Raw genomic sequence first — 15,954 nt, forward strand, 5'->3', positions numbered from 1 at the left:
GTGTTCCCTGCCGGTTTCTCCCTGTAAGGATACGACTGTCTTGAGCATCCACCTCTTGCGCCGCTCGCTGTTGGCGCTGTCTGTCGCCGCGGCTACTGCCCATGCCACACCCGCACCCGACTTCAACCATGACCTGAGTACAGGGGCCTACAACAGCTCCGGTGATGTATTCAACAACGTCACTTTCACCGGCACGTCGCAGAATGCAGGTGTAACGTTGGTTAACGTGACCCTGGCGGGCAACCTGGTCAACCAGGGCAAAATCAACCTGGCGGCTGCGAATACCAGCGATGTCCTGTCGGGTATCAGCATGACCCTCAACTCTACCGCCACCGGCGACCTGGTCAACCAGGGCGACATTACGGTAAACAGCAATAGCGCCATGGGGCTGGACCTGTACCTGGCGAAGATTACGGGTGAAGTGAACAACAACGGCAACATCGCTGTGACTGGCGAAGGTGCCAATGGCATGATGATCACCTCGACCCAGGCGAACATCAACAACTCGGTCACCATCACCGCTCGCGGCATCGACTCTGCGGGTATCGAAGTTGAGAACGCCCGCTTCACCGCTCAAGTGTTGGGTGGCGACTTCAAGACCGCTATCAACAATAGCGGGACGATCTCGGCCGATGGGGTGGGCATTCACTTTGTCAGCCTCGACCCCTCGGGCGGTTTCAGCATTTTCGCCATCACGCAGACAAGTGGCCTGATCGAAGGCGGCACTGCGGCAATTCTGGCGGACGACAACACCTCGCCCTCTTATTTCTACTGGCACGCCGGGCAAATAAAAGGTGACCTGCTGGGTTTGAACGGTGTGCTGGTGAGCGGTGAAGCGATATTCGATGGCTCGACCATCCGTGCCGGTTACGTCGATATCGACGGTGGTCGCCTGACGCTGCTCCGCCCACAGACGACCATCGTGGGCGGCCTGGACCTGGACAGCGACACTGCGCGCCTGCGTCTGCTGCTGGATAACGACACATTGCCTGAAACGCCGATTCTCAAAGTCACAGGCAACACCTACTTCTCTGAGGGTAGCCAGGTCGAACTGCAAGCTCGCTCCGACGACTTCCGTACACCAGCCCAGGGCACTCGTTACACCCTCATCAACTCAGGCACCTGGGAAGATCCGCAGAACTTGTCCGTGGTTTCCTCCTCGGCACTGCTCGAGGTGAAAAGCTTCGGCATCGAAGGCCAGGATCTCAAAGCGCTGGTCGCCACCCGCAGTGACGAGGCGATCACACAGGGCCTGCAGGATGCCAGTGGCTCGGACAACGCGGTGAACGCGATCAAGCCGCTCAAGAACACCGTCTTGGGCCTGATGGACGAAAGCGACCCGGTGTTCCAGCGTTTCGCCAACGCCGCCACCAACGAAGAACTGGCCAAGCTTGCCGAAACCCTGACCCCGGATGTCAGCCGTGGGGTGATTCATGCCGCCACCAGCGGCCAGAACCTGGTCACAAGCGCCATCAACCGTCGCGCCAGCAAAGCGCGCAACGGCCAGTCCTCCGGTGACGTCCTGGCAGAACAAGGCATATGGCTGCAAGCGCTGTCCAGCGATGCCAACCAGGACAGCCGCCGCGGCGTCGACGGCTACGACGCCAAGACACACGGCATTGCCGTGGGTGCGGACGGCAAGCTCGACGCCAATACCACCCTGGGCGTGGCGTACAGCTACCTCACCAGCAATGTGAAATCCGACCTGGGCAGCAAAACCGACGTCAGCGGCCATGCACTGACCTTGTACGGCAACTGGGCCCGTGACAACTTCTTCGTCGACACCTCGCTGATGTATGGCTGGAACGACAACGAGTCCAAACGCTACATCGCCGGTACCCGCGCCAAGGCCGACTACGACAGTGAAATCTTCGGCGTCAACGCCCTGGCAGGCTACACCTTCCAGCTCGACAAGCAGTGGCTGCTGGAACCACAGGTCGGTGCGCGCTATGCCAACGTGTCGATTGATTCGTACCGTGAAAAAGGCAGCTCAGCAGCCCTCAACGTCGGCAGCCAGCGCTATGAAATCGGCGAGATGGGCCTGGGCGCTCGCCTGGCGGCCGCTTTCGACGTGGGTGTAGGCACCCTGGAACCGGAAGCCAAGCTGATGGCCTGGCACGACTTCATCGCTGACAAGGCCAGCACCACCTCCACCTTCGTCCTTGGAGGCACCCCGTTCACCACCACGGGCGCGAAACCTGCGCGCGACAGCTACGAGCTGGGACTGGGTGCAAACTACCGCGTGGGCGCGTGGAGCGTAGGAGGCACGTACAACTACCTGGCCAGCAGCGGCTTCAACGCTGACACCTTCAGTGCGAACGTGCGTTACGACTTCTGATCAACGTCTTCGCCTGAAACGACAAAGCCCGCTGATGCGGGCTTTGTCGTTTCAGGCTGTCGGGCTATGCCGGACGCGGGATCATTCCCACTCGATGGTCGCCGGCGGCTTGCTCGACACGTCATAGGTGACGCGGGAGATGCCGTCGATTTCATTGATGATACGACTGCTGACGGTTTCCAGCAGCTCGTACGGCAGGTGCGCCCAGCGCGCGGTCATGAAGTCCACGGTCTCGACGGCACGCAGGGCCACGACCCAGGCGTAGCGACGGCCGTCGCCGACGACGCCGACCGACTTGACCGGCTGGAACACCACGAACGCCTGGCTGGTCTTGTGGTACCAGTCGGCCTTGCGCAGTTCTTCGATGAAGATATGGTCGGCGCGACGCAGGATGTCGGCGTACTCCTTCTTCACTTCACCCAGGATGCGCACGCCCAGGCCCGGGCCCGGGAACGGGTGGCGGTAGACCATGTCGTACGGCAGGCCCAGCTCCAGGCCGATCTTGCGTACTTCGTCCTTGAACAGCTCGCGCAGCGGCTCGACCAGCTTGAGGTTCATTTCCTCCGGCAGGCCACCGACGTTGTGGTGCGACTTGATCACATGGGCCTTGCCGCTCTTGGCGCCGGCCGACTCGATCACGTCGGGGTAGATGGTGCCCTGGGCGAGGAACTGGATGTTCTCCAGCTTGCTGGCCTCGGCATCGAACACGTCGATGAAGGTGCGACCAATGATCTTGCGCTTCTTCTCAGGGTCGGCTTCGCCGGCCAGGTTGTCGAGGAACTGCTTCTCGGCATCGGCGCGGATGACCTTGACGCCCATGTTCTCCTTGAACATGGCCATCACCTGGTCGCCTTCGTGCAGGCGCAGCAGGCCGTTGTCGACGAATACGCAGGTCAGCTGGTCGCCGATGGCGCGGTGCAGCAGCGCGGCAACCACGGAGGAGTCGACGCCGCCGGACAGGCCGAGCAGGACGTTGGCCGAACCGACCTGTGCGCGTACCTGGGCAATGGCGTCCTCGACGATGTTCGAGGCGGTCCACAGGGCTTCGCAGCCGCAGATGTCCTTGACGAAGCGCGACAGGATGCGACCGCCTTGCTTGGTGTGGGTCACTTCCGGGTGGAACTGCACGCCGTAGTAGCCCAGGGCGTCGTCGTACATGCCGGCGATCGGGCAGCTCGGGGTACTGGCCAGCACATGGAAGTTGCCCGGCATCTGGGTGACTTTGTCGCCGTGGCTCATCCACACGTCCAGGCCCAGCACGCCATCGTCATCGACATGGTCTTCAATGCCGTCGAGCAGGCGGCTCTTGCCGACCACGTCGACGCGGGCATAGCCGAACTCGCGCAGGTCGGAACCTTCGACCTTGCCGCCCATCTGCTCGGCCATGGTCTGCATGCCGTAGCAGATGCCCAGCACCGGGACCTTCAGGTCGAACACCGCTTGCGGGGCGCGTGGGCTGTTGGCTTCGTGGACCGACTCGGGGCCACCGGCCAGGATGATGCCGCGCGGGTTGAATTCGCGGATCGCTTCATCGTCCATGTCGAACGGGTGCAGCTCGCAGTACACGCCGATCTCGCGCACGCGGCGGGCGATCAGTTGGGTGTACTGGGAACCGAAATCGAGGATCAGGATGCGGTGAGCGTGAATGTCGAGGGCCATGACTCAATCTCGTCAGTGGAAATCGGAAACGACACGGGGCTGTCATGACAGCCCCGCTTGCTATTGCTTGAAGCCTCAGCCTACGCGGTAGTTAGGGGCTTCTTTGGTGATCTGCACGTCATGCACGTGGGACTCGGCCATGCCGGCACCGGTGATGCGCACGAACTCCGGCTTGGTACGCATCTCTTCGATGGTCGCGCTGCCGGTGTAGCCCATGGACGAACGCAGGCCGCCCATCAGCTGGTGGATGATCGCGGCCAGGGCGCCCTTGTACGGCACGCGGCCTTCGATGCCTTCCGGTACCAGCTTCTCGGCACCGGCCGAGGAATCCTGGAAGTAACGGTCGGAGGAGCCTTGCGCCTGTGCCATGGCACCCAGCGAGCCCATGCCGCGGTAGGCCTTGTAGGAACGGCCCTGGAACAGTTCGACTTCACCCGGGGCTTCTTCGGTACCGGCGAACATCGAGCCCATCATCACGCACGAGGCGCCGGCAACGATGGCCTTGGACAGGTCACCCGAGAAGCGGATGCCGCCGTCGGCGATCAGCGGCACGCCCGTGCCTTCCAGTGCGGCGGCGACGTTGGCGATGGCGCTGATCTGCGGCACGCCGACACCGGCGACGATACGGGTGGTGCAGATCGAGCCCGGGCCGATACCGACCTTGACCGCGTCGGCGCCAGCTTCAGCCAGGGCCTTGGCGGCAGCGCCGGTGGCGATGTTGCCGCCGATCACCTGCACTTGCGGGTAGTTCTCCTTGACCCAGCGAACGCGGTCAATCACGCCCTTGGAGTGACCGTGGGCGGTGTCCACCACCACCACGTCAACGCCGGCGGCCACCAGGGCGGCTACGCGCTCACCGGTGTCCTTGCCGGTGCCGACCGCGGCGCCGACGCGCAGACGACCCTGGTCGTCCTTGCTGGCCAGCGGGTAGGCCTTGGCCTTCTCGATGTCCTTGACGGTCATCATGCCCTTGAGGTTGAACTTGTCGTCGACGATCAGGACTTTTTCCAGGCGGTGCTTGTGCAGCAGCTCGCGGACTTCGTTCTTGTCGGCGCCTTCGCGGACGGTGACCAGACGCTCTTTGGGGGTCATCACGTCGCGGACCTTGGCGTCCAGGCGGGTTTCGAAACGCACGTCACGGGAGGTGACGATGCCGACCAGATCGCCGTTCGCCAGCACCGGAACACCGGAGATGTTGTTCAGGCGGGTCAGGTCGAACAGGTCGCGCACGGTGGCGTCGGCGTCGATGGTGATCGGGTCCTTGACCACGCCAGCCTCGAACTTCTTGACCTTGCGTACTTCGCCGGCCTGCTGCTCGATGGTCATGTTCTTGTGGATGATGCCGATGCCGCCTTCCTGGGCCATGGCGATGGCCAGGCGCGCTTCGGTCACGGTGTCCATGGCGGCGGAGACCAGGGGAATGTTCAGCTCGATGCCACGAGTCAAACGGGTCTTGAGACTGACTTCATTGGGCAGTACCTCGGAGTAGCCAGGTACAAGGAGGATATCGTCGAAGGTCAGGGCTTCTTGGCTGATACGCAGCATCGCGGGGGCTCCCGGGAGGGAAAAATGGAAGCGCGCCATTATACCCATCCATGGCGCGCCGCTCAATGCAAAATAAGGGCCTTCGGTCAGCCTTGCGGCAGTTTTACCTGCACCACCGCCACCGGCTGGTCCAGCCAGTCGGCGAAGCTGTCGAGGAAGGCCTGGGTGAACCCGGCCTCGCCCCAGTTATTGAAGATGAACCCCAGGTTGGAAAAGGCACACGGCTGCAGGTAGAGGAAGCCATTGATGTCGTCCTCGAAGCCGCACAGCGGGCAGGTGAAGTTGTCACTCACCCCCGGCATCCACTCCTCCAGGCTCTCGAACAGCGGCTCGCCCACCTCGCGCCGGCATTCCGGGCAGCCGGCCTCCTCGAGAAAACCGTCGGTGGGGGTGTAGATGCAGCGCTTGAGCATCACCTCCAGGCCATTGACCTGCTCACCGAACGGCAGTTTCTCGGGGTGCAGGGCCACCTTGCGCGCCCCTTCGGCCAGGGCATGGCCCATGCGATTGCCGGTGCGGCCACAGGTGCTCAACTGCTCCTCGACGATTTTCTCGCGCACCAGCCAGCGCAGGATCGCGCGGGCCCGGGCTTCGTGGACCGGCACGGTGGACAGCTTGGGGACGATGATGCTCTGGGTGTTCATGCTTGAGGCGGGCCTGGGAACTGCGGTAAGGACGCAATTCTACCGCCTGCTCAGGCGCTCAGGTAGCGACCGATCAACGCCAGGCCGCTGGCCAGCACCAGCCAGGTGACCAGCCGCACGAAGGCCTCGCGGGACAGCCTCAGCGTCAACCGTCGACCCAGCCAGGTACCGATGAACATCACCGGCAGCAGGCAGGCGGCCAGCAGCAACAGGCTGGCGTCGGCATACACCCCGGCGATCAGGAACAGCGACAGGCGCACCACCGTGCTGCAACTGATCAGCGCGACCTGGGTCGCCCGCACCTGCTCCTTGGCCTCCAGCCGCGCACTGAGGTAGATCGCGTACAGAAAACCACCACTGCCGAACAGGGCGCCGAACAACCCGCCTACCGTCCCCATGGGCACCGCCCAGGCGCCCGACAGGTTCGCCGGCCGTACCTTCACCGCCAGGCCATAGACCGCATAGGCGGTGACGAACAGCCCCATCAGCAACAGCAGCACATCGGACTTCAGGCGCAGCAGGAACACCACGCCCAGCGTGCAGCCCACGGCCATGAACGGCAGCAGCCTGAGCAGTTCGCCGCGCACCACGTCGCGCCGCGACGGTAGCAGGTTGCCGAAGGCGGCGACGAAGTCCAGCAGCACCAGCAACGGAACGATCCGCGACAATGGCATGAAATGGATCAGCACGGGGCCAGCGACCAGCGCGGTGCCGAAACCGGCGATGCCGAAGACGATATAAGCCACCCCCACACCTAGCAGGATGGGTAGCCAGTCGAGCATGGAAAACGACAGTTGAGCGAGCATCGCAGCAATTCCTCGGGAGACCCCAGAAGGTTAGCCAGCGACAAGCCATGCCGACTAATATGCCTTTACGCCAAGAGATATCTGAAAAAGGCATGACATGACCTCGATCCGCCAACTGCGCTACTTCGTCGAAATCGCCGAGGCCGGCAGCTTCAGTGCCGCCGCCGAGCGGCTGTACATCGCCCAGTCGGCTCTCAGCCGACAGATCAAGGAACTGGAGCTGCACCTGGGGTCCGCGTTGTTCGAACGCACCGCGCGCCAGCCACGGCTGACCGCCGCAGGATTGGCTTTCCTCGACCGCGCCCGACATCTGCTGGCCGACCTGGACAAAGCCGAACGTCTGGCCCGCGAGGTGGGCCAGGGCCTGCGTGGCAGTCTGCGGCTGAACCACTCCAGTACCGTGCCGTTGACTGGACAACTGCTGCAGCGCCTCGGCACCTACCTCGCGGACAACCCCGGCGTCTCCCTGGAGATCGCCCAGCAATCGTCGGAGGCGCAACTTCAGGACATCGCCGAGGGCCGCCTGGAAATCGGTCTGCTGCGCCTGCCGGTGCTGCGCCAGCACGAGGGCGTGGAGTTGCATGCGCTATTCGACGAGCCCCTGCTGCTGGCGGTGGCGGCGAGCCATCCACTGGCCACGGCTGGCAGTGTCCGACTGGGGCAACTGCGCGAGGAACGCTTCATTTCCATACCCCATCGTCAGCGCGGCGGCTTGAGCTACCTGTCGGCGTCGCTGTGCATGAACGAGGGATTCTTTCCCCAGGCGGCGCAGGTGGTATCGCGCAAGACCACCCAACTGCAGCTTATCCAGGCTGGGTTCGGGGTGGCGTTGCTGCCCCTGAGCATGCGCGAAATCGCCCCGCCCTCGGTCACCTTCGTGCCGCTGACCGAGGCCTGCCAGAGCACCGTGGCCCTGGCCTGCCGACGCGACGCGGGAGCGCTGTCGAGAAAGCTACTGGACAGCCTGCGCTTGCCACAGGGCGATCAGGGCATGTAGCGCTCCACCAGCGCAAAGATGATCGCCGCGGTTTCGGCATCCAGTACACCGTCAAAGTTGCCTGGCCGGAAATGCAGCTGGAACGCCCTGAGCACTGCACGCACCTGGGCCGGATCGGGGCTGGTCGGGAAGCTGTAGCCGTAGGTACGCAGCTTGGCGAGGACGACCTTGACCTGCGGCAGGCAGCCCGCGAAGCGCTGCTGGTAGTACGCCTTGCGCGCCTCGTCATACCAGGCACCGATACCGGCCTGGTGCAGCGCCTGCCAGGGAAAAGCGGCACCCGGGTCGCTCTTGCGGCCAATGGCGATGTCGCTGTGGCCGACCACCTGGGTCGGCGTGATGTCCGGATAGCGCTGCAGGATCGCCTGGCCCAGCTGGATCAAGGCCTCCACCTGTTGGGGGTGATAGGGCGGGAACACGAACTGGCCGTTGCTCACCGACGCCTGGCTGACGATCTCGATGCCGATCGACGTATCGTTCAGGTTGCTGCGTCCGGCCCAGCCGCTGACACCCGCGTGCCAGGCGCGCTCGTTCTCGTCGACGAGGTTGAAGGTGCGCATCGCGTCGAAACCTGCACTGGTGAAGCTCGGATCGGATGGGTCGGGCACCAGGTAATGGGCGCTGACCTGGGGACCGTTGACCAGCGCATTGATCGAGCCGTTGAAATTGACGGCTGTGTAATGCAGCACCAGGAATCGCACCCGTCGGTTGAACGCCTTGGAGCGGTAGGTGTAGGCGTCTATGGGATACATGGCGAATCTCCTCATGGAATCAGGCGCCCAGCGTGCATCGCCGGATATCGGGGCCGACAGCCGGAAATGCTCCCAAGGTGGGGCGTGCCAGCAGCCGGCACAGTGCATCCGCGCGACGGCTCCTTTATGATGCCCGGCATGATCAGAGACCCTTTCGAACGACTCGGCCTGGACCGCGAGGTCCTCACCGTCAGCCAGCTCAACGGCCGCGCCCGCGTGCTGCTCGAGGACGTATTCCGCAGTGTCTGGGTGGAAGGCGAGATTTCCAACCTCGCCCGCCCGGCCTCCGGCCACATGTACTTCACCCTCAAGGACAGCGGCGCGCAGATCCGCTGCGCGCTGTTCCGGCAAAACGCCGCTCGCGTGCGCCAGGCCCTGCGCGATGGCCTGGCGGTCAAGGTGCGCGGCAAGGTTTCGCTGTTCGAGGGCCGCGGCGACTACCAGCTGATCCTCGACACCGTCGAACCGGCCGGTGACGGCGCCCTGCGCCTGGCCTTCGAGGCGCTGAAGGAAAAGCTCGGCGCCGAGGGGCTGTTCAGCACCGAACGCAAGCAGCCGCTGCCGGCCCATCCGCGGCGCATCGGCATCGTCACCTCGCCCACCGGCGCGGTGATCCGCGACATCATCAGCGTGTTCCGCCGCCGTGCGCCGCAGGTCGAGCTCAACCTGATCCCTACCGCCGTGCAAGGCCGCGAGGCCATCACGCAGATCGTCCGCGCCCTGCAGATGGCCGACCGGCAGGGCTTCGACGCGCTGATCCTGGCCCGTGGCGGCGGCTCGCTGGAAGACCTCTGGTGCTTCAACGAAGAGGCCGTGGCCCGTGCCGTGGCCGCCTGCGTGACGCCGATCGTCAGCGCCGTGGGCCATGAGACCGACGTGTCGATCAGCGACTTCGTCGCCGACGTGCGCGCCCCCACGCCATCAGCCGCCGCCGAGCTGCTCGCCCCCGACAGCAGCGGCCTGCAGCAGCGCCTGGACAGCCTGCAGCGACGCCTGTTGCTGCGCATGCAGAGCCGTCTGGCCCATGACCGCCTGCGCGTCGAGGGCCTGACCCGACGCCTGCGCCACCCGGGCGAGCGCCTGCGCCAGCAGGCCCAACGCCTGGACGACCTGGACATGCGCCTGCGCCGCGCCTTCGCGCTGAACCTGCGCCAACGCCACGAACGTCTCGGCCGCCTCGACATGCGCCTGGCCGCACAACACCCGGGACGCAACCTGAAACTGCTCAAGCAGCGCCTGGACAGCCTGGCCGAGCGCCTGCCACGGGCCATGCGCGAGGTGATCAAGGACCGCCGCCAGCGCTTCCAGGCGCAGTTGCAGACGCTGCAGGTGGTCAGCCCATTGGCCACCCTCGCCCGCGGCTACAGCATCCTTCTCGACGAGCGCGGCCAGGCCATCCGCAACGCCGCGCAGACCCACAACGGCCAGCGCCTGACTGCCCGCCTCAACGAAGGCGAGCTCAAGGTGCGGGTCGAGGACAACCACCAGACTCCGGTCACCCTCTCGCTACTGGACTGACACATGCCCCGCCTGTTCGCGCCCCTGCTCGCCCTTGCCCTGCTGCTGCCGCTCACCGCGGCCCAGGCCAGCTACATCACCCGCACCCTCGACAAGCCGGTGCCCGGCGGCGTGGCCGTGGTCAACCTGGGGCCGGCCGCCAGCGCGCCGAGCGCCCGCTTCGACGGCAAGCCGGTGCTGGTGGTGAAGGAGCAGGACAACTGGCTGGCCATCGTCGGCATCCCGCTCACCCAGAAACCCGGTAGCGCCGTGCTCACCCAGGGGGGGCGCGACATCCGCTTCAGCGTGGGCAGCAAGAAATACCCCGAACAGCACATCACCCTGAAGAACAAGCGCCAGGTCAACCCCGAGCCCGAGGACCTCAAGCGCATCGACCGCGAGCTGGCCGAACAGGTCAAGGCCTACCGCAGCTTCAGCCCGGCCCTGCCGAGCAACCTGATTCTCGACAAGCCCGTCAACGGCCCGCTGTCGAGCAAGTTCGGCGTGCGCCGCTTCTTCAACGGCGAGGAGCGCAACCCTCATGCGGGCCTTGACTTCGCCGTGCCGGCCGGCACGCCGATCAAGACCCCGGCCAATGGCAAGGTGATCCTGGTGGGCGACTACTTCTTCAATGGCCGCACGGTGTTCGTCGACCATGGCCAGGGCTTCATCAGCATGTTCTGCCATATGTCGAAGATCGACGTGAAGCCAGGGCAGGTGCTACGCCGTGGCGAGGTGGTGGGCCGCGTGGGTTCGACTGGCCGGGCCACCGGGCCGCACATGCACTGGAACGTCAGCCTCAACGATGCGCGGGTCGATCCGGCGATTTTCATCGGCGCGTTCCAGCCCTGAAAGCGCAATCGCGGGGCCAGCCCGCTCCCACGCAGCCGACGGTGGCATCGTGGGATCGGGCAGGCCCCGCGATTTGCGCAACAAAAAAACATCACGCAATAAAATATCAACAAGACCAATTAAGCGGCCAGAAAAACTCATAAGATTCGTTTTTTTAAGCATTCCTCTCAATTTTTCCGCAATGCTTGCCATCCCCCAACCCACTGGTTAGGGTTGAGCCTATGAACATCTTCAGCACCCTGCTCCGACAACACCGCAGCCTCTGCCTGGTCAGCGCCCGACTACCAGGGTGAATCGCGTCGCCTCGCCTTTTTCTCTCGTTTTCGTTTGGCAGGCCCGATCACGGCCGCACATAAAAAGGATTGCTTCCATGACCATGCTCAAAGACCCTTCGAAGAAATACCGCGCGTTCCCGACCATCGACCTGCCCGACCGTACCTGGCCGTCGAAGACCATCACCCAGGCACCGATCTGGTGCAGTTCCGACCTGCGTGATGGCAACCAGTCGCTGATCGAGCCGATGGACTCGGAGAAGAAGCTGCGGTTCTGGAAGACCCTGGTGCAGGTGGGCGTGAAGGAAATCGAAGCCTCGTTCCCGTCGGCCTCGCAGACCGACTTCGACTTCGTGCGCACTCTGATCGAAGACGGCCACATCCCGGACGACACCACCATCCAGGTGCTGACCCAGGCCCGTGAAGACCTGATCGCCCGTACCTTCGAATCCCTGCGCGGGGCCAAGAAGGCCATCGTCCACCTGTACAATGCCACCTGCCCGTCGTTCCGCCGCATCGTCTTCAACCAGGACAAGCAGGGCGTGAAGGACATCGCGGTCAACGCCGCCAAGCTGTTCGTCAAGTACGCCGCCCAGCAGCCGAACACCCAGTGGACCTTCCAGTACTCGCCTGAAACCTTCAGCGCCACCGAACTGGAGTTCGCCAAGGAAGTGTGCGACGCGGTGATCGAAGTGTGGAACCCGACTCCTGAGCACAAGATCATCCTCAACCTGCCGGCCACCGTCGAAGTCGCCACGCCGAACGTCTACGCCGACCAGATCGAATGGTTCTGCCGCAACATCAACCGTCGCGACAGCGTGATCATCAGCCTGCACACCCACAACGACCGTGGCACCGGCATCGCCGCCACCGAGCTGGGCCTGATGGCCGGCGCCGACCGTGCCGAAGGCTGCCTGTTCGGCAACGGCGAGCGCACCGGCAACGTCGACCTGGTCACCCTCGCCCTGAACCTCTACACCCAGGGCATCGACCCGCAGCTGGACTTCTCCGACATCGACGGCGTGCGCAAGGTCGTCGAGGAGTGCAACCAGCTGCCGGTGCACCCGCGTCACCCGTACGTCGGCGACCTGGTCCACACCGCCTTCTCCGGCTCGCACCAGGACGCCATCCGCAAGGGCTTCGCCAAGCAGCAGGACGGCGAACTGTGGGAGGTGCCGTACCTGCCGATCGACCCGGCCGACATCGGCCGCAGCTACGAGGCGGTGATTCGCGTCAACAGCCAGTCGGGCAAGGGTGGCATCACCTACCTGCTCGAGCAGGAGTACGGCATCAGCCTGCCGCGCCGCATGCAGATCGAGTTCAGCCAGGTGGTACAGGGCGAGACCGACCGTCTCGGCCTGGAAATGACCGCCGAGCAGATCTACAAGCTGCTGCAGAAGGAGTACCTCCAGGCCAACGCACCGTATGCGCTGGTCAGCCACCGCCTGCAGGAAGAGAACGGCAGCAGCCACGTGCAGGTGGAAGTCTCCGGTGAAGGCGAGACCACCCTGCACTGGCACGGCAAGGGCAACGGCGCCTTGGAAGCGCTGGTCGCCGGCCTGCCGGTCAACGTGGAGATCATGGACTACAACGAGCACGCCATCGGTGCCGGCACCAACGCCAAGGCGGCGGCGTACATCGAACTGCGTGTGGCCGGTGGGCGTCCGGTGCATGGCGTGGGCATCGACGAGAACATCACCACCGCCAGCTTCAAGGCGCTGTTCAGCGCGCTGAACCGGTCGCTGAGCCAGCAACAGGCCAAAGCGGCTTGATGCGCTGATCGTCCAGAAGAGCCCGCAGAGATGCGGGCTTTTTTGTGCGCGCACGATGAGATTAACAGGCTGCAGAAAGCAGGCCATTATTTAGCCTTCATTCATGGGTATACTGCGCGAGCCCTCCCCCACTCATGCAAGGAGCACCATGAGCTATTGCCTGGCGCACGCACCGCGGCACCGCCCGCTGGAATGCAATCGATGAGCATCCCATTGAGTGAACGGATCGGCGCCATGGGGCTGGTTGACCAACTGCGTCATCGCGAAATGGCCATCCAGGAGCACCTTGACTTGCCTCGGCGCCGGGCCGAAGTGGCCGAAGGCATTCGCACTTACTACCAGAGCCATGGCATCGCCTTCGACGAAGCAACGGTCGAGGAAGGCGTACGTCAATTCTTCGCACGACGCCTTGAATTCCAAGCCCCTGCACTGGGCTTCACACAACGTCTGCTGACTCGTCTGGCCATGGCCTACCGACCGCTGCTAAAAGGCGTGGCCTACAGCGTGCTGCTGATCGCCTTGGGCCTGGGCACACTGTTTCTGGTGGAGAGTGGACTAAACATCCGGGCGGGCCTGAGTGCCGACCAATTGGCCATTGATGTCCAGCTGTTGCAGATGGATTTAGCTGCGCAGCGCCAGCGTTTGGAGCAATCCAAGGCGCGTCAGTCACGCCAACCGGTTCCAGTGGTGGCGGATCTGCTCATCAAGGTCGAGCGTCTGCTGCCCAGCCCCAGCCAATCATTAAATGTCGTACGACCCGATCCGATCACCCGCGACAACCGCGCGCCCTTCAATGCTCGAATCGAACAAGCGTACTTCGTGTTGGCCGGCGCGCAAAACAACCTGGCAAAGGCCAGAAAACGACTCAACCGCGTGGAGCACGTCTACATCAGCCTCGACCGGCAGCAGCAATTGCAGGATCGCCTGAATGCCGTGCCGCTGCCCAAGGCCGATCATGAGCAACTGGCTGACTGGCTCAACCGTGCCGGTGAAGATATCGCCAAGCTGCAACTGGAAAAGGCCGACTCCACCCTCGACGCAGTGAAAGACTACCTGATTTACGCCGCAGAACCCCTGACCATCGAGCTGATCGATCGCCCCGGCATCAAGTCGGGTGTGGAGCGCTGTTACGAAAACGCCGGCTGCAGTCCGAACAGCACCCGAGGCAAAAGCTGGTATCTGATCGTCGAACCCTTCGACGCTGCCGGTAAGCAGACGTGGGCGCCGGTGACCAGCGTGGAGACCGGCAAGACCCGTTGGGCCAATCGTTTCGGTGTCCGCGTCAGTTACGACGAGTATCTGCGGGTCCGGCAGGACAAGCTCGAAGATGGCCATATCAGCCAACGCCTGATCGGCAGAAAACCGGTGAACAGCCTGAGCATACACTTCAGCCAGAGCACCTACGCTACCCCCGACATGATTCTGGAATGGTAATGCCATGACACCGATCGCCCTTGTCAATGCGCTCGAACACAACTCGCGCCAAGCCGAACAGACCAGACGTGACGCTGAGCAAGCGCTGTATACCCAGCTTGACCAAGAAGCCCGACTGGAAGATCAGATCACCTCGAAGCTGGGCCAGATTGCCGCCCTGCAGCTGAATATCGCCCCCGATCAAGACCTGCATACGCGGCTGTTGTTCGAGCAGCGCGAGTACGCCCGAGCGAACCTTATCCAGGCGCTCGAACGAGTCGAGCATTTGATAGCCGCCCAACTGGATAAACGTCAGCAAGTGCGCAGTGATCTCGGCCAACTCGATGCCCAGGCCCAGCGTCTGCTCGACGAGGATCCTGCTTTCGCCCAATTGCTGGGACAACTGAATGCGGCCCGGCAAGCCGAACAGCAGTCCGATGCGGGTTACGAGGAAATCCGCAACGAGTGCGCCAACAAACTGGAGGGTTACAAGAGCAACCCGCTCTACCGTTTCCTCAAGGCCTGTAGCTATGGGACCGAACAATACCGGCCTTACCCCTTCCAGCGCGTACTGGACAACTACCTGGCGCGCAAGGTCGACTTTCACGTCAACTACGCCAACGAACAGACCTTGCTGGCCATGTACACGCGCAACGAGACCCAGCGCCAGACCCTCGCCCAGGCGCGGCAGCAATTGCAGGCGCAACACCAGCAGCATCTGGAAAAAGCCCGAGAAGCAGCTGGCATGCGGGCCCTGCAGGTCGAGGAACAAGAGCTGGAAGTGTTGTTGAGCGAGGCCAAGGCCGACGCCAGCTCACTGCATGCTCAACTGGCCGACTTCAATCAGCAACGCGATCCCCATCTGTTGCAGATTCGCCAGAGCATCACCGACAGGCTCAGGGCACGCCCCTTGGCCGAGCTGATCATCGAGGCAGCCAAAACACCTAGCCCGGACGACGATGTCCTGGTAGGCGACCTGCAGTTGCTACACGCGCGGCTACGGGAGATTCAGCAACCGCTGAGGAGCCTGCGCGACCAGAGTGACAACCAGCGCCAACGCTATGACCGGGCCAAGACCCTGGAGTACGCGCTGCGCGATGCCCATTACCGCGATCAAAGCCATGTGTACCAGCTGCAGCAGCCCATCGAACAAATACTCGACGACTACATGCGCGGCCAGCTGGAACAGTCCGACGTGCAGCGCTTGCTCGATGAAGGTCGGCAGTTCGTGTCGCCACAGCTTCCAGTTGACGACCGGAGCAACTCGACCAGCTCCCATGGCAGCAGCTTCTCCACGTCAGGCAGTTTCGGTGGAAGCGGTTTCAGCACCTCCAGCAGTTCCGGCGGTGGTGGTTTCCGTACAACCAACAGTTTCTGAATCGCGCAACTCAATTGCAAATATCCACT

12 protein-coding genes are annotated in these 15,954 nt (G+C 63.4%); 7 read left to right on the forward strand and 5 right to left on the reverse strand.

The features are described 5' to 3' along the window. Positions 1-40: 40 nt before the first annotated feature. Positions 41-2,338, forward strand: a complete 2,298-nt coding sequence (locus K5H97_RS23350) for an autotransporter family protein (RefSeq protein ID WP_028691632.1) — start codon at positions 41-43, stop codon at positions 2,336-2,338. A gap of 81 nt (positions 2,339-2,419) precedes the next feature. Here the strand turns inward: K5H97_RS23350 and guaA are convergent, their stop codons facing one another. From guaA to K5H97_RS23370, 4 genes are all read right to left on the reverse strand, one after another. After that, positions 2,420-3,997, reverse strand: coding sequence for a glutamine-hydrolyzing GMP synthase (gene guaA / locus K5H97_RS23355; protein ID WP_028691633.1), 1,578 nt, complete (start codon positions 3,995-3,997; stop codon positions 2,420-2,422). Between the two features lie 75 nt (positions 3,998-4,072). Beyond that, positions 4,073-5,542 (reverse strand): IMP dehydrogenase, encoded by a 1,470-nt coding sequence (gene guaB, locus K5H97_RS23360; protein ID WP_028691634.1) that lies wholly within the window; start codon positions 5,540-5,542, stop codon positions 4,073-4,075. Between the two features lie 86 nt (positions 5,543-5,628). Continuing rightward, entirely contained in the window at positions 5,629-6,186 is a 558-nt protein-coding gene (locus K5H97_RS23365) for a hypothetical protein (RefSeq protein ID WP_023628476.1), read from the reverse strand. 50 nt (positions 6,187-6,236) lie between these two features. Next, a complete protein-coding gene (locus K5H97_RS23370; protein WP_028691635.1) occupies positions 6,237-6,992 on the reverse strand; it encodes a sulfite exporter TauE/SafE family protein in 756 nt (251 codons plus the stop codon). Between the two features lie 97 nt (positions 6,993-7,089). Here K5H97_RS23370 and K5H97_RS23375 point away from each other — a divergent pair, with 97 nt between their 5' ends. Next, positions 7,090-7,989, forward strand: coding sequence for a LysR family transcriptional regulator (locus K5H97_RS23375; RefSeq protein ID WP_028691636.1), 900 nt, complete (start codon positions 7,090-7,092; stop codon positions 7,987-7,989). On the opposite strand, the gene K5H97_RS23380 is transcribed toward K5H97_RS23375, so the two are convergent. Further along, positions 7,977-8,741, reverse strand: coding sequence for an N-acetylmuramoyl-L-alanine amidase (locus tag K5H97_RS23380; protein WP_028691637.1), 765 nt, complete (start codon positions 8,739-8,741; stop codon positions 7,977-7,979). The two genes, K5H97_RS23375 and K5H97_RS23380, sit on opposite strands and share 13 nt — an antisense overlap. Before the next feature lie 138 nt (positions 8,742-8,879). Here K5H97_RS23380 and xseA point away from each other — a divergent pair, with 138 nt between their 5' ends. The 5 genes from xseA (at position 8,880) to K5H97_RS23405 (ending at position 15,925) form a co-directional block, all read left to right on the forward strand. After that, a complete protein-coding gene (gene xseA / locus K5H97_RS23385; protein WP_028691638.1) occupies positions 8,880-10,259 on the forward strand; it encodes an exodeoxyribonuclease VII large subunit in 1,380 nt (459 codons plus the stop codon). Positions 10,260-10,262: 3 nt separating this feature from the next. Next, on the forward strand, positions 10,263-11,090 hold the full coding sequence (locus K5H97_RS23390) for a M23 family metallopeptidase (RefSeq protein ID WP_028691639.1): 828 nt from the start codon (positions 10,263-10,265) through the stop codon (positions 11,088-11,090). Positions 11,091-11,460: 370 nt separating this feature from the next. Next, positions 11,461-13,134, forward strand: coding sequence for a 2-isopropylmalate synthase (gene leuA, locus K5H97_RS23395; protein WP_028691640.1), 1,674 nt, complete (start codon positions 11,461-11,463; stop codon positions 13,132-13,134). 30 nt (positions 13,135-13,164) lie between these two features. Next, positions 13,165-14,568, forward strand: a complete 1,404-nt coding sequence (locus K5H97_RS23400; RefSeq protein ID WP_155952703.1) for a DUF6384 family protein — start codon at positions 13,165-13,167, stop codon at positions 14,566-14,568. Between the two features lie 4 nt (positions 14,569-14,572). After that, positions 14,573-15,925 carry a hypothetical protein gene (locus K5H97_RS23405; RefSeq protein ID WP_028691641.1) on the forward strand — a complete coding sequence of 451 codons (1,353 nt, stop codon included), beginning with the start codon at positions 14,573-14,575 and terminating at the stop codon, positions 15,923-15,925. Positions 15,926-15,954: the final 29 nt, after the last annotated feature.

Source organism: Pseudomonas mosselii (assembly GCF_019823065.1).
GTDB lineage: Bacteria > Pseudomonadota > Gammaproteobacteria > Pseudomonadales > Pseudomonadaceae > Aquipseudomonas > Aquipseudomonas mosselii.